This is a genomic window from Aurantimonas aggregata (assembly GCF_010500835.1).
GTDB lineage: Bacteria > Pseudomonadota > Alphaproteobacteria > Rhizobiales > Rhizobiaceae > Aurantimonas > Aurantimonas aggregata.
This window is the reverse complement of sequence record NZ_JAAAMJ010000034.1, coordinates 1-21,850: the sequence shown is the minus strand read 5'-3', so window position 1 is coordinate 21,850 and position 21,850 is coordinate 1. Positions and strand designations below refer to the sequence as shown.

Annotated in this window: 22 protein-coding genes and 1 pseudogene; 4 read left to right on the top strand and 19 right to left on the bottom strand. The window is 63.6% G+C overall.

Annotation, left to right across the window (positions count from 1 at the left end; all coding sequences use genetic code 11):
* Nucleotides 1-237 precede the first annotated feature (237 nt).
* The 15 genes from GTW51_RS21765 to GTW51_RS21695 form a co-directional block, all read right to left on the bottom strand.
* Complete coding sequence (locus GTW51_RS21765) at nt 238-1,800, bottom strand: OpgD/OpgG family glucan biosynthesis protein (protein ID WP_246233338.1); 1,563 nt, start codon at nt 1,798-1,800, stop codon at nt 238-240.
* 124 nt (nt 1,801-1,924) lie between these two features.
* Complete coding sequence (locus tag GTW51_RS21760) at nt 1,925-2,368, bottom strand: DUF411 domain-containing protein (protein ID WP_163046144.1); 444 nt, start codon at nt 2,366-2,368, stop codon at nt 1,925-1,927.
* Nucleotides 2,369-2,487: 119 nt separating this feature from the next.
* Complete coding sequence (locus tag GTW51_RS21755) at nt 2,488-2,961, bottom strand: DUF305 domain-containing protein (protein ID WP_163046143.1); 474 nt, start codon at nt 2,959-2,961, stop codon at nt 2,488-2,490.
* A 71-nt stretch (nt 2,962-3,032) separates the two neighbouring features.
* On the bottom strand, nt 3,033-3,398 hold the full coding sequence (locus GTW51_RS21750) for a hypothetical protein (RefSeq protein WP_163046142.1): 366 nt from the start codon (nt 3,396-3,398) through the stop codon (nt 3,033-3,035).
* Nucleotides 3,399-3,416: 18 nt separating this feature from the next.
* A complete protein-coding gene (locus GTW51_RS21745) occupies nt 3,417-6,566 on the bottom strand; it encodes an efflux RND transporter permease subunit (RefSeq protein WP_163046141.1) in 3,150 nt (1,049 codons plus the stop codon).
* 10 nt (nt 6,567-6,576) lie between these two features.
* Nucleotides 6,577-8,259: an efflux RND transporter periplasmic adaptor subunit gene (locus GTW51_RS21740; protein ID WP_163046140.1), complete on the bottom strand. Its 1,683-nt coding sequence runs from the start codon at nt 8,257-8,259 to the stop codon at nt 6,577-6,579.
* A 58-nt stretch (nt 8,260-8,317) separates the two neighbouring features.
* Nucleotides 8,318-8,707, bottom strand: coding sequence for a hypothetical protein (locus tag GTW51_RS21735; protein ID WP_163046139.1), 390 nt, complete (start codon nt 8,705-8,707; stop codon nt 8,318-8,320).
* Between the two features lie 1,257 nt (nt 8,708-9,964).
* A complete protein-coding gene (locus GTW51_RS24585) occupies nt 9,965-10,744 on the bottom strand; it encodes a helix-turn-helix domain-containing protein (protein ID WP_163046138.1) in 780 nt (259 codons plus the stop codon).
* A 35-nt stretch (nt 10,745-10,779) separates the two neighbouring features.
* Entirely contained in the window at nt 10,780-11,070 is a 291-nt protein-coding gene (locus GTW51_RS21725) for a DUF6894 family protein (RefSeq protein WP_163046137.1), read from the bottom strand.
* 77 nt (nt 11,071-11,147) lie between these two features.
* A complete protein-coding gene (locus GTW51_RS21720; protein ID WP_163046136.1) occupies nt 11,148-11,372 on the bottom strand; it encodes a hypothetical protein in 225 nt (74 codons plus the stop codon).
* Nucleotides 11,373-11,381: 9 nt separating this feature from the next.
* A complete protein-coding gene (locus GTW51_RS21715) occupies nt 11,382-11,963 on the bottom strand; it encodes a PRC-barrel domain-containing protein (RefSeq protein ID WP_163046135.1) in 582 nt (193 codons plus the stop codon).
* Nucleotides 11,964-11,983: 20 nt separating this feature from the next.
* Complete coding sequence (locus GTW51_RS21710) at nt 11,984-12,463, bottom strand: hypothetical protein (protein WP_203566245.1); 480 nt, start codon at nt 12,461-12,463, stop codon at nt 11,984-11,986.
* A 36-nt stretch (nt 12,464-12,499) separates the two neighbouring features.
* Nucleotides 12,500-12,823 carry an EF-hand domain-containing protein gene (locus tag GTW51_RS21705; protein ID WP_163046133.1) on the bottom strand — a complete coding sequence of 108 codons (324 nt, stop codon included), beginning with the start codon at nt 12,821-12,823 and terminating at the stop codon, nt 12,500-12,502.
* Between the two features lie 252 nt (nt 12,824-13,075).
* On the bottom strand, nt 13,076-14,125 hold the full coding sequence (locus GTW51_RS21700; protein ID WP_163046132.1) for an FUSC family protein: 1,050 nt from the start codon (nt 14,123-14,125) through the stop codon (nt 13,076-13,078).
* 96 nt (nt 14,126-14,221) lie between these two features.
* Nucleotides 14,222-14,665: a hypothetical protein gene (locus GTW51_RS21695; RefSeq protein WP_163046131.1), complete on the bottom strand. Its 444-nt coding sequence runs from the start codon at nt 14,663-14,665 to the stop codon at nt 14,222-14,224.
* 188 nt (nt 14,666-14,853) lie between these two features.
* Between GTW51_RS21695 and GTW51_RS21690 the strand changes: the two genes are divergently transcribed.
* Nucleotides 14,854-15,273: a DUF2238 domain-containing protein gene (locus tag GTW51_RS21690; RefSeq protein WP_163046130.1), complete on the top strand. Its 420-nt coding sequence runs from the start codon at nt 14,854-14,856 to the stop codon at nt 15,271-15,273.
* A gap of 125 nt (nt 15,274-15,398) precedes the next feature.
* Here the strand turns inward: GTW51_RS21690 and GTW51_RS21685 are convergent, their stop codons facing one another.
* The 4 genes and pseudogenes from GTW51_RS21685 to GTW51_RS21670 form a co-directional block, all read right to left on the bottom strand.
* Complete coding sequence (locus GTW51_RS21685) at nt 15,399-16,001, bottom strand: AI-2E family transporter (protein ID WP_163046129.1); 603 nt, start codon at nt 15,999-16,001, stop codon at nt 15,399-15,401.
* A 249-nt stretch (nt 16,002-16,250) separates the two neighbouring features.
* Nucleotides 16,251-16,766, bottom strand: a complete 516-nt coding sequence (locus GTW51_RS21680; RefSeq protein ID WP_163046128.1) for a cupredoxin domain-containing protein — start codon at nt 16,764-16,766, stop codon at nt 16,251-16,253.
* A gap of 251 nt (nt 16,767-17,017) precedes the next feature.
* The gene (locus GTW51_RS21675) at nt 17,018-17,182 is read right to left on the bottom strand and encodes a hypothetical protein (RefSeq protein WP_163046127.1); all 165 of its coding nucleotides are present in this window, start codon (nt 17,180-17,182) and stop codon (nt 17,018-17,020) included.
* A gap of 120 nt (nt 17,183-17,302) precedes the next feature.
* Nucleotides 17,303-17,713, bottom strand: a pseudogene (locus tag GTW51_RS21670) (efflux RND transporter permease subunit); the annotation flags it as partial.
* A gap of 191 nt (nt 17,714-17,904) precedes the next feature.
* Here GTW51_RS21670 and GTW51_RS21665 point away from each other — a divergent pair.
* From GTW51_RS21665 to GTW51_RS21655, 3 genes are all read left to right on the top strand, one after another.
* Nucleotides 17,905-18,930 carry a TRAP transporter substrate-binding protein gene (locus GTW51_RS21665; RefSeq protein WP_203566244.1) on the top strand — a complete coding sequence of 342 codons (1,026 nt, stop codon included), beginning with the start codon at nt 17,905-17,907 and terminating at the stop codon, nt 18,928-18,930.
* A gap of 75 nt (nt 18,931-19,005) precedes the next feature.
* A complete protein-coding gene (locus GTW51_RS21660; protein ID WP_163046126.1) occupies nt 19,006-19,599 on the top strand; it encodes a TRAP transporter small permease subunit in 594 nt (197 codons plus the stop codon).
* Entirely contained in the window at nt 19,600-20,928 is a 1,329-nt protein-coding gene (locus GTW51_RS21655; RefSeq protein ID WP_203566243.1) for a TRAP transporter large permease, read from the top strand.
* The last annotated feature ends 922 nt before the right edge of the window (nt 20,929-21,850 follow it).

Sequence of the window (21,850 nt, the reverse complement as noted above, 5' to 3'; positions counted from 1 at the left end):
CTCAATAACTCCATGTCGATCACTCCGATGTCCCCCGCACCGATGGCGTGGGAACGAGTTCAAACATGGGTCAGTTCTCGATGGAAAAACCGCTGCTGCCTGGGTCAGCTCTCAGTGGAAATCAACAAGGTGAGGCCCCTCCTTCCGTCGGTCCCACGGAACGGTCGGCTGTCATGCGGGGCTGGACGGCTGATCGCTGTCAGACGGCTCGGCCGTTCCACCTTTCGGCTCGAGCCACTAGTCGACTGCCAGGGGACGGTGATCTGCGGGGTCCCAGCGATTTGTCCAGAACTCCGAGATGGCTTGGTCATTGAGTTTCAACACGCAGCGAACCTCCGGGGAAGATCCGTACTCCGCGCGGACATCGAGGAACACGCGCCACCCCTCGAGCGGCACATTGCGTAGAACGGTGGACGCGACGATTTCGGCGTTCGTCGCGCTGGCGTCCACCCTCAGTTCCACGTCAGGTGCGAGATCCTTGAGAGGGCCCCCCGAGAAGTCGATGACGAATTTGCGGAGTGCAGGATCCGGACTCGATGCGATGCCGCCGACCCCTGTGTAAGTGCCGACGACGCGTGCGAGAACGGGGTTGACGGGCGGGTGCGGCCCCCAATGCAGGCGGTATTGGAAGAAGAACTCCTCTCCCGGAACCAGGGGGGCGTTCGGCGTCCAGAAAGCGACGATGTTGTCCTGGGTCTCATCCGGGGATGGCAACTCGACAAGGCGAACCTCCCCTGCTCCCCAGCCGCCCACCGGCTCGACCCAGAGGCCCGGCCGCAGATCGTAGCGCGCTTCGAGATCGAGATAGTGGTTGAAGTCGCGGTCACGCTGAATGAGGCCAAACCCCTGGATGTTGTCGTCGGCATAGGCACTGATTTCGATCGCCTTCGGATTGCGAAGCGGCCGCAACAGCCAGTCGTTGGCCCCGGTACGGATCGAAAGCGCTTCCGAATCATGAATCTGCGGCCGGAAGTCGGAGACGCTGCCACGATCGGCTTCTCCCCGCATGAACATGCTGGTGATCGGGGCCAGTCCGATATTTTCGATCTTCCGACGGGCGAACAGCGAGACCGTGATTTCCATGACGGTGGACTCGCCTGGCGCCATCACGAAGCGGTAGGCACCTGCCACGCTTTCGCTGTCGAGCAAGGCGTGCAGGGTGACCGCGCTATCTCCGGGAGCGGGCTGCTCCAGCCAAAACGACTCAAAATACGGGAATTCTTCCCCTGGCAGGCCGGAGCGGACGGCAAGGCCTCGTGCCGACAGGCCGTAGCGTTCGCCCAGGCCGATCGCTCGAAAGTAGCTCGCACCGAGGAAGACTGCGAACTCGGATACGTTCAGGCCATTCATGGGGTGATGCAGACGCAGTCCGGCAAACGCCGGGTCTGCTACCGCCCGTATCGCCTCCGCCTCAGCGCCGAAGTCGAACATGTCCGGAACGTAGCGGATCGGCCGGGCGGCGCCATCCGCAATCTCGAAGAGTGCCACTTCATGTTTGAAAAGGCCGCCGACATGGAAGAAGTCTGCCTGGAACGCCAAGTCGTCGCGGTTTGCCCAAAGCGCGCGGGACGGATTGAAGCGTATCGATCGATACTGGTCATAGGTGAGGTCTCCAGCAACGACGGGCTTTGGCACGTAGGGCTCCAAGGCGAGACGCCTCGCTCGCTCTCGTACCTGCTGGGCAATCCCGCCGTATCCAACCTTGCGCGCTCCCTCCTGGGCTGCGGCGCCCTCAGATAACGCAGATGCGGCGCAGAGGCCCCCAAGAAAGACACGCCTCGAGAGAACTGTTCCTGTCATGAGCCTGTCCGCTGTTGACGATCTAGGTAAGGTAGACATGAGAGCGGGACTCTCGCACTAGAGTCATTCATGGAGCGACGTGAAGGGACGGCCACAGCGTCGCAGCAGCGCCTTGAAGACCGGTTCACCGAGGATACCGGGCATAGACTGTGGAGGAGCCGTCTCGTCCGACGAGGAGCACCTCGTAGGGCTCGTCGCTTTCCCCCATTCCGGGACTGCCGGCAGGCATGTCGGGAACCGTGAGACCGATCGCATCGGGCTGCTCGGCGAGGAGCCGTCTGATCTCCGCGGCCGGAATATGCCCCTCGACGAGGTAGCCGCCGACAAACCCTGTATGGCAGGAGGTCTGGCCCGGCTTCAGCCCGGCCTCGATCTTCTTCGTGTAGAGATCCGCCGTCGCAAGGTTTTTGTTCGTCACCTCGAACCCGGCTTCTTCGAGGTGCCTCATCCAGCCGATGCAACACCCGCACCCCGAGGTCGAGAACATCTCGACGTTCTCGGCCGCGAGCACTGACGTGGACAAAAGGGCGAGCGCGCCGGCGAGAAACGTCGTCCGCTTGGACATCATAATTGGATACCTTCGCTAGTATACAGAGCCTGAGCTGACTACGTCCTCGCGGCCTGACGGTTCCTGACACCTGTTCGGGAGCGGCGGGCGAGCCGCTCCCGTCATGGGGACTGAAGGTCCTACTTCGCGAGGGCATCGACGCGAAGGATCATCTCCTCGATCTCCTTCTTCTGGGCGTCGATGATCATCTGCGCCATCTTCCGGGAGGCCTCGTCCTTGCCCATCTTCAGTTCGAGCTCGCTCATAGCGATGGCCCCCTGGTGATGAGCGATCATCCCGCAGTTGAAGGCGAGATCGGGATCCTTGATCATGGCAGCCCTCATCATCGGGCCGTGCATCTTCATCATCGTGGCATGATTGGCCATCTGGGCCTCGTCCATTCCGGACATCATTTCTCCCATGCCGTCCATCATCTTCGACATATCCAGGACTCCTGCGGCGCCATTGCAGGCCTCCGGAAGCTCGGCTTCCCCGGACATCCCTGCCATGCCACCGCCAGACATCGCGTGACCGGACATGGACTGGCCATCCTGGGCATGAGCGAGGAACGGAAGAGCGGCGATCGTGGCGGCGATGATCAGTGTGTTACGCATGGTAGTTCTCCTTGAATGGCCCTAAGGCCGGGTGGGTATGTGTGCCGGTCTGTTGCTCGTCCGGCGGCAGGTCAGTCGAACTTCGCCTGCGCGGTTTTCCCGTCCGACGCCGTGAGTTGAACGGCCCCCTTCACGGGCCCTTCGGCCGGGGTCTCGAGCGGCCCTGACAGGAATGCGCCGGCAGGTGACAGCGGCACGCGCGCCGGCTTGCCACCGATCAGCAGGATCGCGGTGCCCTTGAAGTCGTCGCTCGGAAGAGGCGCGTCCGCGGCATCACTGACATAGACCCGCACTTCATTTCCCGCGGCGACGAGTTCGACGTGGTGGTCTCCCGCGTCGACGAGCGTTCCGCCGTTGGGACCCTTGCGCGGTTCGTGGGCGTTGGCAGCCGTCGAGGCGACGAGAGCGACGGCGAGGAGGATGGTGCGAGCGATCATGTTTTGAAACTCCGTTGGTCAAAATGTGTGGGCCGCAGCCGTCTCGTTGACGGCATCCGGGGTGCCCGGGGTTGACGAGAGGCGGGCTGCCTCGACGAGCCGCTTCAGGGGCTTTTCCCCGAAGCGCAGGAAGAGAACGGGGGTGAGGAAGGTGTCGAGCAGCGTCGATGAGACGAGGCCGCCGAAAATCGTCACGGCGACGGGGTGAAGGATTTCCTTGCCCGGCGCCGAGGGGTCGATCATCAGCGGCACCAGCGCCACGCCTGCCGAGAGGGCGGTCATCAGCACCGGTGTCAGCCGCTCGAGGCTACCTCGCATTACCAGATCCCGCCCGAAGGGAATCCCTTCGTGGATCGACAGGTTGATGTAGTGGCTGATCTTCAGGATGCCGTTGCGCGCCGCGATCCCCGTCAACGTGATGAAGCCGATCATCGAGGCTACCGACAGTGGCTGGCCGGAGAGCCAGAGCGCGGCGACCGAGCCAATCAGGGCAAGCGGGATGCTGCCGAGGATGATCAGCGTGAACACGGCCGAGCGATAGCGGCTATAGAGGATCGCGAAGATCATCGCGAGCGACACCAGCGACAGGAGCGCGATGGTGCGGCTTGCCTCTTCCTGCGCCTGGAAGGTGCCTTCGAGGCTCGTCGAGAAGCCGGGCGGCAGCTCTGCCGCCGCCACCTCCGCCCGGATCCGCTCGATCACCTCCGCCATGTCGGCGTCACCCGCGGCGTTCGCGAGAACGACGACGCGACGCTGGCCGTTCTCCCGCAGGATCTGGTTCGGACCGTCGGTCTCCCGGACATCGGCGAGTTCGCGCACCGGGATCCAGCCTGCCGGCGTTTCGATCAGGAGGTCGCCGAGTGCCTCGGTCGTGCGTTCCGTATCGCCCAGACGAATGACGACATCGTAGGTGCGGTTGCCGTCGACGAGGCGGGAGACGACACGACCATTGGAAAGCTGCTCCAGCTCCTCGGTAATCTTCGCCGGCTGGATCCCGAACAGGGCGGCGCGCTCGTAGTCGATCCGGATCTCGAGTTGTGGAATACGGACCTGCTTCTCGACCTGGAGGTCAACCACTCCCGGGACCGTCGCCAGGCGGCCTCTCAGGTTCTCCGCGACGGTGCGCAACGTGTCGAGATCCTCGCCGAACACCTTCAGCGCGATCTGCGCCCGCACGCCGGACAGCATGTGGTCGAGGCGGTGCGAGATGGGCTGGCCGATGTTGATCGACACGGGAAGAACGGAAAGACGCGAGCGGATGTCGGCCTCGATCTCGGTCTTGGTTCGCCCCGTCTCCAGGTCGACCTCGATCTCGGAGGAATGGACGCCCTCGGCGTGCTCGTCGAGTTCCGCTCGTCCGGTGCGCCTTCCGACGACGGACACCTCCGGCACCTCCATGATGATGCGCTCGGCGATCAGGCCGACGCGATGGGACTCCGCCAGGGAGATGCCGGGGTTGAAAGCCATGCTGATGGTCAGCGTCCCCTCGTTGAAGGGTGGCAGGAATGCCCGCGGCAGGGCCGTCGCCCCGATCACGGCGACAACCACGCCCAGCGTGGCGCCCGCCATGAGAAGCCGCGGCCAGCGGAATGCCCGGTTCAGCAGGACGCGATTGCCGCGTTTGAGCCAGCGCACGATGAAGCCTTCGCGCTCGTCCAGCCGCTTGAGGCTCGGCAGGAGGTAGTAGGCCATGACCGGGGTAAGGGTGATCGACACGACGAGGCTGGCGAGGATCGAGATGATGTAGGCCTGTCCCAGCGGCGCGAAGAGCCGCCCCTCGATTCCGGTCAAGGCGAACAGTGGCACGAAGACCAGGACGATGATGACCGTCGCGTAGACGATGCCTGAACGAACCTCCTGCGAGGCGGAGACGACGACGTCGAACACCGAACGCGGGTTGCCGAGCTCGCGGTTCTCCCGGAGGCGGCGGAAGATGTTCTCGACGTCCACCACCGCGTCGTCGACGAGCTCGCCGATGGCGATGGCAAGTCCCCCGAGCGTCATGGTGTTGATGGAGAGCCCCATCAGATGGAAGACGATGCCCGTCGCCAGGATGGAAACGGGGATCGCCGTCAGGGATATGACCGTCGTACGAACGTTCAGGAGAAAGGCGAAGAGGACGATCGCCACCACCAAGATGGCCTCGAGGAGCACCGTTTGGACATTCTCGATCGAGGTCTCGATGAAGTCCGCCTGCCGGAAGAGGACCTGATCGGCCCGGATGCCATCTGGAAGCGAGGCGCTGACCTCGCCGAGCGCCGCCTCCAGTTGTCGGGTCAGAGCAAGCGTATCCACGTCGGGCTGCTTCTCGATCGATACGATGACGGCGGAGCGCCCCATGTAACCGGCCTCTCCGCGCTTCTGACGGGCGCCGAAGGAGACGTCGGCAACCTCGTCAAGCAGGACGGGTCGCGTTCCGACTGTCGCCACCACGAGGCCCCGCAGATCGTCGAGGCTGAGGCTGCGACCGATGTTCCGGATCAAGAACTCGCGGGAATACTGGTCGGTGAAGCCGCCGCCGGTATTGGCCCCGAACGAGGCGAGCGCGCTTTCGACCTGTTCCATCGTGACGCCGAGCGCCCGGAGCGAGGCGGCGTGCGGGGCAACTCTGTACTGACGGACCTCGCCGCCGATCGGAATGACCTGCGCGACGCCCGGCACGGCGAGGAGCCGGGGCCGCACGAGCGCATCCGCCGCCTCGCGCAACGCCATCGGCGACACATCGTCGGGCGCGGTCATGGCGACGAGCATTACCTGCCCCATGATCGAGGAGATGGGCCCCATCTGCGGCGAGACGCCGGGCGGAAGCTGGCTGCGCACCAGTGCCAGCTTCTCGGCGATCTGCTGGCGGTTCAGGTAGATGTCAGTGTCCCAGTCGAACTCGACATAGACGATCGAGAGGCCGACACCGGAGACGGAGCGCACCCGGCTCACGCCAGGCAGGCCGTTCATCTGCGTCTCAAGCGGATAGGTAACGAGCTGCTCGACTTCGGGCGGGGCGAGGCCCTCTGCTTCCGTCATGATGGTGACGGTGGGTCGGTTCAGGTCGGGAAAGACGTCCACGGGCAAGCGCATCGAGACGAAGGCGCCGTAGAGCACCAGCACAGCGGCAATGGCGAGGACGAGCATGCGGTTGCGCAGCGAGTGCGTGACGAGGAAGGTAAACATCGGCTCGCCCTCAGCGGATCTGGTTGAGGAGCTCGGCCCCCTCGGTCACCACGCGGCTGCCCGCCTCGATGCCGGCGGCGACGAGGACTCGCTTACCGTCGAGCGGCAGCACGCGAACCTCCTTCGGCTCGAAGCGCTCCGCCCCGGAGTGGATGAACACGATGTCCTGTCCGTTGGGTCCTCGAAGCACGCTCGTCCGCGGCAGAGCGATGCCCGCTTGTGTCTCCTCGGTCTGACCAAGCACCGTCAGCATCTGCCCGGGCCGCAGACCCGTGGTCTCGCCCTCGACACGGAAGTGGACAGGCAGCGCTGGCGAGGTGCCGGCAAAACCCGCCCCCTCGAACGTCAGGGACAACGCCCGGCCGTTACCGACTTCAGCCGAGGCCGAGCCGAAGGAGCCGGCCCCGCCGTAAACCAGCGCCTCGACCCACAGACGTTCGGGATCGACGACGTGGAAGACGACGGCATTGCTCTCCGCCATCTGGCCGGCAATGGCGTTGGACGCCGCGATCACCCCGGAGACCGGGGCAACCAACGGTTCCGGCTTGACCTGGACCTGCTCGATTGCCAGGCGGCGTTCGCGAAGACCCTCCAACTCGATCCGCGTCTCGTCGAGCGTCGTCTGGGCGACCGTGCCACTCTTCACCAGCGTTTCGGAACGGCGCACCCGCTGCTCGGAGATCGAGATGGCCTGATCGAGCTCGCTGAGGCGCTGGCGAAGGTCGGACTGGTCGATCGTCTGGATCGGCGAGGTCACGAAGGCGAGGACGTCACCGGCCGCGACCCGGGAACCCAGCCGCGGGAAACCACCCGGCGGCGATGATAGCCGCCCGGCAATCGAGGCCTGGACATAGCCGCTCGCATTGGGATCGGGGATAATGCGTCCGGGCATCTCGACGCTGCGGTGATGCTCCGATGCAGCCGTCAGGAGGGTGCGGATCGCGAGGATGCGTTGGGAGGGTTTGGGTACGAAGACCGACCCGTCAGGAAGCCGTTGGGCGAGGTCGCGGACGCCGACGACGGGTGCCCCGGTTGTTTCCTGCGCGACAGCGATGGCCCCGGTGAACAGGACGACGAGGACCGCGACGGTCCCGGCCGCCACGAAGACCCTCCGCCGAAACACCGCCATGGCGAGGATCCCCAGGGCGAAACCGAGGGCGCCGACGGCGAGGATGGCGGGGTCATTGCGCGACAGCCGATCCGTCAGGTCCACGGCGAGCGCCTCCTGCATCTCTGTCGCCAACGCCGATCCCACCAGCCAACTGGAACTCGCCGTGACGACTGGCGCGGGTGCCTCGGGAATGACGAGGGTCGCCGTAAGAAAGTCGATGTCGCTGCCGTTAGCGACGGTCGCGATGAGATCGTAGGTGCCAGGCTGCTCCGCCCAGGGGGCGTCGAGACGATAAACGTCGCCTTCCACCGTCGCCGTCGTGGGCCCCGCCGGGGTCTCGACGTCGAGCGTCGCGCCGACGATGGGCTCGTTGGTGTCAAAACGGTCAAGATGGATTTCGAGCGAAGGTCCGCGTGCGACCGCTACGAGCTCGAAGAGCGCGCTTTGCGCCTCGGCGCGGGGAGCGGTTTGTGCGGAGACAACCGGCGGCGGCGTGCCGTGGTCGTGCCCTTCATGAGCGCGGACAGGCGACGCAAGCGTCAGGACGGCCATAGCGGCCGCAGTCAGGAAACGGAGGTGCATCGGGAAAGCCCAAGGTCTGGAACATCGCTCGGGACGCGCAAGCGCGTCCGCGGTGGTGTCAGACGAAGGCTTTGGGAGGCCTGATCAGGCCGTCGAGACTGGTGCCGTCAAGCAGCCCAGATTCGAGGGCGGGCCCATGCGTCGCCAAGGGCGGTGCACGAAGGCAGATTGCTGGCGCGCTAGTCGTCGCCGCCATGCAGGTTGAGACACCCGTCCCGCAGCATGATGATTGAGAGGCGACTCGATGCCCGGCCACTTCCCCGTCATCGCCTGTGGCGGCCGCCGCCTCTTCCACGACGAGATCGCCAGCAAGAGTCAGTGCGACAGCCTCAGCAGTGTCGGTCCCGTGACTCGTGTGAGCCAGCGCCGACGATGAACAGAACAGCGCGATACCCACGACCATCAAGGTCGCGAGCAGCGAGGCCATCTTGTTCAGAAAGAACGACATGCGGGTGCGTGTACCTCTTGCGCCAATTACGAGCAACGACACTCTGGAACTACGGCCGAAGTACGTTCGCGAGTGGCGCTGGAACCACATTCGTAGAATCATGCCAATCCTACGCTGGAGCCAGCGCCCTTAGTCGCAGGGAACGATCTCGTCCCCTAGTCCGTGCCTGTGGCCGGGACCGCGGCGGAGATCGGTTGGTCACAACGCCCGCGATGAGCACGACACCTGGACTAGCTCCGAAGATATTTTACCAAGCTGAAGAGAGCGAGAACGAGCACAACGATCGCCAAGATGCCGATGAGACCCATCCCTCCCATCATCCAGCTCATCCGTCCCGAGTTCATCATTGCTCCATCGGACATCATCGCTTTCACTCCTGTTTCGCACGATCGGCGCGGCTGTGTCGGGGAGGACGCCGGGCAGCGGCGGCAGGTTTCCAAACCGGTCCCGCATGGCGCGGGGTGAACTCGAGGATCGCCGCCCGACCCTTGGTGATGGAGTAAAGGTTGCACATCAGCGGAACGCCCTGCCCCATGCGGAATAGATAAACGTCGCCGACCACGTCAAACTCGAAGTGCGATGTGGTGAACTATGCCCAGGAGGCTCACCAGCAACAGCCCGATTAGCAATACCATGACCGCTCCTCGGCGCTTAAATATCGAACGATGCGAATAGCCATGCCGGCAGGACAGCGCGGGCGCAACTGCTGTCGTGGCCCCTGGAAGCGCTAGCGTCTCCGCATGCCTTGTGCGTTGGCGGCATACTTTCGGCGGATGTGGCGGATCGGTTTCCGCACCAGAGCGTCTAACCGGAGAACGGGCGCCGTCGCGAGGCGATGTACATGACCCACCCATTTTCAAAGACCGGACGATCTCGCTGTATGCTCGATCTCAACGAGTGGTCGCCCTGGCGGAGGTAACGCCAGCGGATCTTGTACGACCGTCCCGGACCGACCCTGACGTTCGCCGGAACGTCCTCAAGGGAAACGAAACGGGGAACCGGCAGTCGTTCGGGATGCGGTCCGGTTCCGGCACTGGTTGCCGGAGCAGCGACCGCCATGGCGGCGGAGATCGCGGACACAAGGATCCAACGCAGGAAGCGAAAGTGGGTGAGAGCATCCCCCATCCTGGATCGCAAGGGCGAAGATATCCTTACGGATGGCCACCGGAAAATGCCGCAGATGGTGATCGGACCACGCCCCCGGTCAGAATTGACTTCAATCCCTATCTCGCGGGATGCCGCCGCAGTCCGACACTTTCAGGCGTCTGGCTCGACCGCTGGAACCCGAGGAGCCGGAGCGCGAAGCGACGTCTCGTAGGCGCTCTTGATGATGCCGTAGCAATTGCACGCGATCGTCTCGAGAAGCGGCTCGTCGAGGATGACGATCTCCCCGCGCCGCTGCTCCACGGCACCGGTGGCCTCGAACCGTCCAAGCGTCACCGTCACGCTGGATCGGCGCGCGCCGATCAAGCGTGAAAGCAAGGCGTGCGTCAGAGGGAGGCGCCGAGACTCGAGGCGGTTCCCGGCCGCCAGGAGCCAGCAGGCAAGCCGCTGATCGAGGCTGTGGCGTTTCGCGCAAGCACCGCTCTGAGCCGATTGAACGGTCACCGCGTGAACGTAACGCAACATCGCGTCGCCGACAGCCTGCCGCTCATCGATGAGCCGCGAGAGGTTGAGAGCGGATATCTTCCATGCGATCCCGCCGACAGCAACGACGCGGCGGAAGGGCGAAGCAATTCCGCCAAGGACGGTCGGCAAGCCGACGAGGCCTTCCGATCCGATGAGCCAGGCTTCGACATCCTTGCCGTCGCCGAGATCCGCCATCACCGCAACGAGCCCCTCCTCCATGAAGTAGCAGTACTCGATCGGCATCGACCGGAGATGCAGGACCTGCCGTGGCTTCAAGGTGACGCGCGTCAGCAACTCGAGGCAACACGCCAGGTCTTCGGCCGGAAGCCCTTGGAGCAAACGATTGCGAATCGGAGGTTGCGTCATTTGGAGATGCCCTGCCTGCCCCCGCTCGTCGGGTGCGACCACGCAGGCAGCTATCCGGAACAACCCAGCCGCACCAGTTACGATCCGGTAGGGTTGCCCGATTTCACGTCGCGCCCGCTTTTAGACGCAACCGATGGGGGTTCGATCCACTCCAGCACCGGCACCGAAAGCAGCTCGCGACCGTTCGGGTCACAGACCAGTATGCGCCATCCGGCAAGGGCGACATCGTCGCCAACCTTCTGGCAGACCAGGTCGCGAGCGTCCTGGCGGGCATAGATTTGGGCCGCTCCGATATCCGGCAGGTCGACCGCCTCATCGTCGCGATACAAGCGTCGACCGTCACTTACATGGAAGAAGTAGTCCGGCATTAATCCCGGCGATCTCCAGCTTTCCGCGCCTGCGACGAACGTGAAAAGTCCGCTCCCCGACGGTCTGATCAGAGCGCCTAATCAGACGATGCCTTTGGCGCCTCCTCGGCCGCCGGCGACGTCAGGACGCTCTCGTTCTGATAGGCCTCGTAGTCGAAACCATCCTCCTTCAGGACAGCATCCCGGTCGAATGGAAGCGTATAGCTGGCCGCCGAAGGGTTGAATGCCTTCCCGGCGACAGCTTCACGCTCGAAGGCGAAGGCGTAGTACCCCTGTGCGTCGAAGCTGATATCCGGGCGCACGATCCCAGCCTAAAGTCGGCCATCGCCGTCAAACGCTAAGTCCGTCAGGTAGCCGAACTCGTCGCCGCCCTTGAGGTGGACATCGTCGCCGATGAGCGCGGATACGCGGAAGCTCGACGCGGAGGACGGGCCTCCCTCCTGCTGCCCGAAGATCGAGTAGGCATCGGTATCATCCTCCTCGATGCTGGCCTGGATCCCCTCCTCATCCTCGGTCAGGTCGATCGCGCTGTAGGGAACCGCAATTACCGTCTCGTCGATGCCAAGAAAGCCGTCGGAGTTGATGAGGACGCGCTTGATTACGTTGTCGTCGCCGATCTCGAAATTGATCACTTCGCCGATGGGCTCGCCATCCTGGCCCTCGACGTCCTGCTGCAACAGCGCCTCGGCCGTGAAGCCCTGGCTGCCCATCAGACCGAGGTCCGACGGCGGCGGGCTTTCGCCCGACTGTGCGAGAGCCGGCGTGGCAAAGAGGGCGGAGAATGCCAGTACGAGATTTTCGATACGCATCGATGCACCTTTTGCTTGCCTGTCCGGGGTCTGGTTGCCGCTCGCGTCGAAACCGAAGTGGCCGGCACGCGGGGCGCCGGCCACAGGAACTCGACGGGTTCCGCTTATTTGCTCTCGTCGGTCGAAGACGAACTCTCGCCTGTCGAGGACGGATTGGAAGCATCCGAACCGGACGCAGACGAGCCGGTCTGGCTATTGCCCTGGGAAGCCCTCTGCGCACCGAGGACTCGACCGCTCGTGTCGATCATCATCAGGACCATTTCGCCATCTGGGGTCTGGGCCTGGACCATGTAGGCGGCGTCCATGATGGCAGCATCGCTGTAGCCAGCCGTCTCCAGCGCCTTCAGGACCTTTTCCTGCGACGCCACCATGTCTTCCGACGAGATCGGCGTCGCAGAGGACGAAGCCGAGGTCGTGCTGTCATCGGAGGACGCGGCGTTGGACGTGCTGTTGTTCGTGGACGCGGCGTTACCGGCATCGTTCGACTGCGCCATTACCGGCGAAACGCCGAAGGCGATGATCGTCGTCGCGAGAAGTAGCTTTTTCATGAGAAAATCCTTTCCGTTTCGTGGGTCGGCCGACAAGGTGCCGACCGACCTAGTCATCAGCGTCGAGGCGGATCAGACGTCGAAGAAACCGCCGTCGCCCATGTCGTCGCCGACATCGCCGTACTCAGGCTCTTCGATCGCGCCGCTGTCGTCACGGTCGTAGGCGCCGTAAACGCCGGTGTTGAACTCATCCTCGGTCAGCGCACCGTCGCCGTCGGCGTCCCAAGAGTCGTAGACGCCGCCTTCACCGAAGCCGGTGTTGAACTCGTCCTGGCTGATGCCAGCCGTGCCGTCGGTGTCCCAGTCGCCATAGGCATCCTGAGCGAGCGCCGGAGAAGCCGCGGCTACGAGAAGGGCAACCGTCGAACCGAGCGAGATTTTCCGAATATAATTCATGTAGTGTCTCCCTATAGATTATACAGACCAGGTCTGCTTTCGCGATTAACCTGCACGCCTCATCTCACATACAAAGCATCAACCATCTTGTATGCTGATATTCCGTGCTGGCCTGACAGACTAACTGAGGAAGGCAGATCCGGTTGCACCATTCTCGATCGTTAGTCGGTACGGTGGGCGACAGTCTTGCGGGTAAACGCCGTGACGCCGCTCCGGCAACAAAGCGATTTCCGACCTTCAGGGGCTTCGCGTTTAGGGATTGCGGCTCAGGATCGAAGCGATCTGTTCGGTGCTGGCCAGGGTCTGTTCGATCGCCAGCGACAGCGCGAAGACCTGCTCGGCGTCGTGGACGCGAAGCTGCTGCGTCGCGCCCTGTCGACGCACCTCGCGTAGTGCGTTCATCACGGCGTCCGCGTGCTCGTGGACGCTCCGGCTGTCCGGCGCCCGCCCGCGTTGCGCCACTGCCTCGCCTAGTCGGCTGAAATAGTCGCCCAGCGCCTTGTCGAGCGCATCGAGGGGCTTCCCGACAAGGGCGCGCGAGCCGTCCGGCATGCCTTTCACGTCGAGGCGCTCGAACAGGTTGACGGAGGTCCAAAGCCCTCGCACGGCGCTCAGAAGCGCTCCCGCAAGCGGGTGCCCCGAGCGGCGGCGCAGGAGGCGGCCGGACTCCGACCAAGAGACTTTCGCGTTCGCCGCCTGCAATTCCGCCAGCATCCGGGAGTGGACGCGACGCAGGTCCACCTCGGCCTCACCCATGAAGGACTGGATCGAACCCCGCAGCAGATCCCGACAGAGAGTCACCGCCTGCCCGAGATGCCGCTCGGCGCTCCGATGCGCATGCTGCGGCAGCACCACGACCGCAACGAGCGTCCCGATGCCGGTTCCCAGGGCGATGGCGATCGCCTTTGTAACGGCGGTGTCCAGCACGTCCGAGCCCTCCGACAGCAGCACGATAGCGACCGTCACCAGCCCGTAGCTCAGTTCCGGCCGCAAGGCGGAGAGCAACGACATGACCGCAACGCCGAGGGCGAGCCCCAGTGCCTTGTCCGTCCCACCGGTGCCGATCAGCCAGACGCAGGCGACGCCGATCGCAAGGCCGGCGATGGCGCCGGCGATCCGGGACGCGGCGCTGGAGAGGGTACTGCCGACGTTGACGTGGACGGTGAAGAGCGCGGAGATCACGCACCAGGACGCCTGATCCATTCCCAGCGCTCGGATAGCGTAAAAGCTGCCCATGGCGGCTAGCGTGGCCTGGACGGCGAGCCTGACTGGATCACTCTCGACGAGTCGAGCGAGTGTCATGGGAGCCCGGACTCGGGAAACGGGGCGGCAACGACTTCACGGCGAGGTGCGTTCGGCCCATCGTCAGCAGCGGCGTTCGACATGCGACCTCCGACATTACATGCCTGGGACGAGGTCCCTGAGCTTCTGCACTTCCTTCGTGCCGGTCAACTCGGACACCGACGCCGGGAGCATCATGCTGATCTTGCCGGAGGCCTGCGACAGCTTCACAGAAGCGAAGGGTATCGGAATGCGTCCGGTCTCCGAGCTTTGCGTCGCGATGATCGCCGCGACCACCCGACCGCCCGGAACGACGACAAGATTTTCTACCGTGCCGACCGTGTCGCCGCCGGGGACCTTCACGGATGCACCGAGCAAATCCTTGACGAGAAGCTTGTCCCTGGCCGCCGATGTCAGCGCCTGTGCGGCCGAGTTCGCAGACGAGGCAACGTCGCCGGGCGTCATGCTGCCAACGTCGCGGGCGCCGCTGTCCTGGGCGTGCGCGATCCCTGCCGCGAAAAGGGCAGTAAAAACTGCGGTGGCTGGGAAAATTTTCGTCATGCGAAAGTCTCCTGTGTCGGTTTCCTCGATCCCGCCGGAGCGGGCGAAATCGCAATCCGTGGGCGCCCACAAGGTTGCGATCGGCCGCCTCGGATTGCCCAGCCCGATCATCGGCCCTAGCTGCGGGGAACGTCGTTTCCGGCGCAGTCGCCCCGGATCCCTTCCATCGAGACTGACAGGAACTCCGAATGACGATCCTGCCCTGGGGCCGTGCCGTCGCCTGGATCATGCTGGCAATCGCCATCATCGCCAACATCCTTGGCTATACGAGCTCGCTCTACCAGCAATGGTGGTGGTTCGACCGCGTCCTGCACGGCTACACGCTCTGGGCGGGCACCCTCTGGCTCGGCGTGTTCGTCTTCGCGCCGGTCATCCGGCCCGAACACGCAAGGTCGCTGCGGGCGTTCCTCGTGATCCTGGCGGTTGGCGTCGCGGTCGGAGCGCTGTGGGAAATCGCGGAGTGGGCCTTCGATCAGTTCGCTTCCGGCGACGTGATCAAGGGCAAGCAAGACACGATCCTCGACATCATCATGGACACGCTCGGCGCGCTGCTGGCCGCGGCGATGACGATGGCCAGCGTCGACCGACGCGACCATCCGAGGATCTGAACTCTCCCGACACCTCGCCCTCGAAACGCCGGGCGTGGCTGGAGCGTCCATTGCACACGGGTTGAAAACATATGCCCCTTCGACTGGCCGGCGCGTTGGCGCCTGTCAGGATGCCGTGCCATCCCTCAACCATCGCTGTTCGGAGCGGGCGCCTTGGACTGATCTTGGGTCGCGAGGTCAGCAATCCAGCGTGTGCTGGCAAAATGCTGCGAGGCGATGACGAAGGCCGCGGTAAGCGGGACGGCGAGAAGCGCTCCGGCAAAACCCCACAGCCAACTCCAGAAGAGCAGGCCGATCACGATGACGATGGCCGGCATCGAGACACCCCCGCCTTGCAATGCCGGATAGACGAAGTTGCTGATGGTCACCTGGATGATGGCAAAGCCCGCCAGCACGACCAGCGGCATGGTCGCTCCGTCGAACTGGATCACCGCGTACAGGACCGGCGGCACGATTCCGACGAGGTTGCCGACGACGGGGACGAAGTTGAGAAGAAAGTTCAGGATGCCCCAGATCAGGGCCAGTTCCAGCCCGACCGAGTAGGACCATGCGGCCGAGGCGATGCCCGTAAGCAGGCTGGTCCCCGTGGTGATCACGAGGTAGACACGGAAGCGTCCGGCGATGGCACCCACCGCGTCGGTGATCTCCGCGCGACCGTCTCTGTCGAAATAGGCGAGGACCTTCGTTTGGATCGCCGGCGCATACGGCACTGTAAGCGAGATCAGCACCAGGATCAGTCCGAGATAGCCGACAGCGTCGTAAGCTCGCCAGAAGACAGCCTGAGCTACGGCGACCAGGCGATCATAACCGCCCTCGCCGCCCGGAAGCGGAAGGCCGCGATTGCGGGCGAAGCCCTCGTAGGTTTCGTAAAGCGACCGGAACTGATCCTGGCGCGAAAGAAGCGCCTGCGCGATCTCCAGCGATGCCAGATAGACGGCTGCCAGTATTGCCGCCAGGAACCGACAACCGCGTGGGAGCTAGTCGGCCAAAGGGGCAACCGGCTCGGCGGGAGGCGCGATCGTGACCAGAAAGCCGCTCGATTTCACGGTCGGCTGCACGCCAGGCACGCTGCACGCGTAGCCATATTCCCCGACGGGCGGCGTCTCCCGGATGACCATCTCGACCTCGTTCTCGGGGGCCACCAGAAATCCGCCGGTGGAGGCGTCGAGGGCAGAGTCGGTCGATTCCACCATCTCGGCGGCTTCGAAGAAATCCGGTGCGACAAAGGTGATCGGCAGTTCCGACGCGTTCCGGACGCGCAGTGTCAGCGGCTCCTCCGCCGGAAGTCGGGCCACCGGAGGAAGGCAACGGACGTCGCCGTCCACGATACCCATCGCGATCTCGACGGGTGGCGCGATCTCTCCCCCCACAACCGCCGGATTTTGCGCTTGGGCACTTGCGGAGGTCACGGTGCCGGCTTGGACCAGCGCCGCCGCCAGGACGCCCAAGCGTCTCGCAGGCATTCGCGCGATTTTGCTGTGAAAGGGATGCATCTGTCGTCTCCTGATTGGGTTCCCGAAGGCGTAGGATCTGGGAGGTTGGGCTCCCTTCGCGGTGGTGGAGCCTCTGCTCTGCCGGCGGGCCTGCGTCGCCGAGCCGTCCGGCTATCGACTTGCTAACGGCCCGCGGCGGCTTTTTGTTCGGCAATCACCGTCCTCGGCGCTGGCTCGCGACGCCAAGAGCGCTCGTTTCCTAAACCCACCCAAGCGGTACCGACGTGCCGCCGCGGGTCCCTCCGACAATGTCAGCGATAGACCATGTCGACCTTCGTGAAGGCGCCGCTTCCATGGTCTTCCCGGAAACAGCCGAAGTCGTCCGCCAAGCACTCGGCGGCTTCCTCCGTGAAGCGCAGGATGTCGGCCGTGAAGAGTTGCGGCGGACTAGCAGCCGCAATGATCGAGGGCTCCACGTCATAGTCGATCTGGCCGAGGTCGTCCTACAGAGCGTGCGACTGCGCCAACGCTGCGCCGCATACGCGGGCATACTGCTTCTAGGACTCGTAGCTCAGATCGTCTCAGCGTGGCGCCGCCATGAGGAGCCGCGGCCAGCGGAACGCACGGTTCAGCAGGACGAGATTGCCACGTTCAATCCACCGCACGATGAAGCCTTCGCGTTCGTCCAATCGCTTGAGACTCGGCAGGAGGTAGTAGGCCACGACCGGGGTAAGAGTGATCGATACGACAAGGCTGGCAAGGAGAGACGATGTAGGCCTGTCCTAGCGGCGCGAAGAGCCGTCCCTAGATCCCGATCAGGCGAACAATGGCACGAAGACCAGGACGATGATGACCGTCGCGCAGACGATGTCCGAGCGGGCCTTCTGCGAGGCGGAAACGACGACGTTGAACACAGAGCGCGGGTTGCCGAGCTCGCGATTCTCCCGGAGCCGCCTGAAGATGCTCTCGACGTCTACCACCGCGTCGTCGACGAGTTCGCCGATGGCGCGGAGTTCTAAGGCAAGATGAAGATCTTAAGGCCTGACTTGACCACCGCCCTCGGCAACATCGCGCATCCGAAATTTGCTTCCCGCGTTGACGCGCCAGCCGACCGTCGTATGGTGCGCTTCCAACTACGAGATGCCGGGAAGGCGCGAAAGCGGGCATTCGTAGATAAAAATGCTTAGGGAGAAGCATCTTGTTCGATACATTTATCAAGACGTTCATGACTGGCGCGGCGATTGCCGTCCTGACCACAGGCGCGATGGCGCAGGAAGTTTCGCTGAAGTTTCAGTCGAGCGACCCCTCGGGCGATCCGAACTACCAGCTTTACAAGGAATGGGCTGACGGCGTCAGCGAAGAGACGGGCGGCAAGGTTTCCATCGAGCTTCTGCCGGTCGGCGCGGTCGTCGACTTCCAGGAAACCCTCGACGCCGTTGGTGCGGGCATTCTGGACGGCCACGTTACCGATACCTCCTATTTTGCCGGGAAGGACGCGGCTTTCGGCCTGATCGCCAACCCTGTCGGTGCATGGTCGGATCCGCAGCAGATGCTGAAGTTCTTCAATGAGGGCGGCGGCAAGGAGTTGATGAACGATCTGGTCGAGCCCTACGGCACGCATTTCTTCGGCGGCACCACGCCGGGCCTTGAGGCCTTCGTCTCCAAGGTGCCGATCGAGGGCGTCGATGACCTTCAGGGCCTGAAGCTGCGCGCTCCCGCCGGTCTCGTGCAGAACATCTTCGCGGCCGCGGGTGCATCACCGGTGAATCTGCCGACCTCGGAAGTCTTCACCGCACTCGACAAGGGCGTCGTCGACGCGGCCGATTACAGCGTCTTCCACGTCAATCAGGCGCAGGGTCTCAACAAGATCGCTCCGCATCCGGTCTTTCCGGGCTTTCACTCGATGCCGTTGATCGAGTTCTCGATGAACAAGCAGAAATGGGACGCGCTGCCCGAGGACGTCCAGACAACGCTTGAGGAATCGGTGGTCGAACTGGCCCAACACCAGAACGCAGCGCTGGCGGACAAGAATGCCAAGGCGGTCGAGGAAGCCAAGGCGCAGGGCGCCACCGTCCATGACTGGTCAGACGAGGAGCGGGCCAAGTTCCGCAAGATCGCCATCGGCGAGTGGGAGAAGCAGGCCGCCGCATCCGAGAACGCGCAGAAGGTGTACGACACCCTGACCGCCTATCTCGAGAAGGAAGGCCTCCTGAAGGCACAGTAAGTCTCGCTCCATTGAGACCGGCGGGCAGGACGGAGGTTCTGCCCGCCTCTTTTCCTCCTCAAGGATGATCCGGCGATGACCCGTGACCCCGTTGCCGTGGACGGAAACGATCCTGACCTGCGCTCGACCAGTGAAGGGACCGGAGACACCGTACCGGAAGCCGGGGCACTAGGCCGCGGCATAGAATGGATAGGCTACGTCTTCGCCGCGGCGATCGTCGCGTCGGCGGCCGCCCTCCTGTTCGAAATCTTTATGCGCTACGTGCTCGACAGCCCGACCAACTGGGTGCACGAAACCAGCATCTTCCTGTGCGCGATCGCCTTCATCTATGGCGGCCTGTTCTGCGCCGCGCGCGACAGCCACATCCGGGTCGTGCTGATCTACGACGCGCTCGGCCCGCGGGTTCGCGCCGTCCTCGACGTCATCATCTACGTTATCAGCGCGATTTCCGCGGCGTTCTTCGCTTGGGCATCCTGGCTGATGGTGGAAACCTCGTTCTGGAACCCCAGCGGCGCCTTCCACATGGAAGGCACCGGCAGCGCCTGGAACCCCCCGACCCCCGCTTTGCTGAAGGGGTTTCTGCTCATAGTCATGATCGTCCTGGCCATCCAGTTCATCGTTTTGGCCGTCAATCATGCCCGCCAGCGCGGTTCCAGGCAGGACGCGTAAATGGCTGAGTTTCTCGACCTAGGGATCAATCTCAGAGATCTGGGTATCGGCTACGGCACGCTGGTGATGTTCCTCATGCTGTTCGGGTTGCTCCTGACCGGCATGCCCCTGGCGTTCGTCACGCTGCTCGTGGCGTTGATCTTTGCGATCGGATGGTTTGGTCCGATGGCCGTGCCGCTGATCACCAGCCGCGTTTTCAGCTTCGTTTCCTCTTTCATCTTCGTTTCCGTGCCGATGTTTGTGCTGATGGCCGCGATCCTCGATCGATCCGGCATCGCACGCGATCTCTTCGACGCCATGAAGCTCATCTCCAACCGCGTGCGCGGCGGCGTGGCGATCCAAACCATCTTCGTGGCCGTCATCCTCGCGGCGATGAGCGGCATCATCGGCGGCGAAATCGTTCTGCTGGGCCTCCTGGCCCTGCCGCAGATGCTGCGCCTCGGTTACGACCGCAGCCTGGCAATCGGTGTCGTCTGTGCCGGCGGCGCGCTCGGCACGATGATCCCCCCATCTATCGTTCTGATCGTATATGGGCTCGCTGCGAACGTCTCGATCGGCGACCTGTTCACCGCATCGTTCCTTCCGGGCGTCATGCTGGCCGGGTTCTACGTACTCTATGTCCTCTTCCGGGCATACTTCACCAAGGGCGTCGTGCCGGATCCGGATCCGGAGATCATTCCGCTGGCGGAAAAGATCGCGCTTCTGAAGGGTCTGATCCTGCCGCTGCTGGTCGTCACCTTCGTGCTCGGCTCGATTTATGGCGGCATCGCATCCGTCACCGAGGCCTCGGCCATTGGCGTTGGCGGCGTACTGCTGGCGACCGTGGTGCGCGGCGAGTTCACCTTCCAACTGCTGCGCGGTGCCGCGATGCAGACGCTCGCCACCGTCGGCATGATCGTCTGGATTGGCATCGGCGCCAGCGCCATAGTCGGCGTGTTCAACTTGATGGGTGGCATCGACTTCGTGTCGTCGCTGATCATCGGCATCTCGGATGAACCACTCTACGTGCTGCTCTTCATGATGCTGATCCTGTTCGTGCTCGGCATGTTCCTCGATTGGGTCGGCATCGCGCTGCTGACGCTCCCCATCTTCGTGCCGATCATCGTCGAGCTCGGCTACGATCCAGTCTGGTTCGGCGTATTGTTCTGCATGAACATGCAGGTATCCTTTCTGTCGCCACCGTTTGGCCCGGCTGCCTTCTACCTGAAGAGTGTCGCGCCGCCGGATATCTCGCTGGGCGACATCTTCCGAGCCCTGTTGCCGTTCATCGGGCTACAAATACTGGCCCTCGCCATACTGATCATGTTTCCTGGCATCACCGGGCGATAAAAGCACTCCCTGTTGATCCAGGGGCCACGATCTCCAATGCGCTCCGGACAAGAAACATGCCTCCCCGAGCGCACGAATACCTTCTGCCGACCTGCAAGCAGCTCGATCGATTTCGTCCGCCTGGGGAGCCTAGACACGCTCGGCGACATCTGACACGCGAGCCGCCAAGTCCGACGGATGGTGAATACCACGCCCTTGACGTTGGTGTCGAAGATCCGGTCGAACGATCCTTCCGTAATCGATCCCAATGGCTATCCTCTTCTTCGAATCCTTGTGATCCAGCTCACCAATCCGGTTGACGAGGCCGTGCCCGATGCGAAACCTTGGGGAATGTCCGGACGTCGAGGTTGCGCAAGATGCGGGCTCGCCGCGTACTAGGTGGCCGCCGGCCTGTCGGACGACGACGCGGGGGGGCGACCGGAGCATCCGGATCTGGCGGCGGCGTGGGCCATCGGGTGGCGGGAGGCACACGCTACGCATCGCGAGCGGCATGCGGCTGGCTGTTGTATTGGAGCGGGCGAAGGCGAAAGGCTGACGCGGCTTGGCAGGACGGCGCGAGACGCCGGACCTGAGAGTGAATCTCGACGCGCGACGTCGACAGCGCAAACGCGCTACCAGAGCCGGCCGCCGCGTACACAATTGTCCCCGCCTCTGCCGTAAGCTATCGACACGAACATAAGTCGAACGGATGATCGCTGATTGCCTTAGGGAACGGTTGCAGCCGATCCGGGTCCGCGTCAGGATGAGAGTGTGCGACATTAACCGCTAACTTTCTGTCGGCCGCTTCCGACCCTTCTCATACCAACGTGCGCGATAGCTGACTCTGTAGGGGTTCCCAAGGCGGGCGAAGTCTGAATCGATGGAGGCAAACGGAGGTTTGCCATGGCTTCAGCGATCCCGCTTCGTTCCGATTTCAACGGAC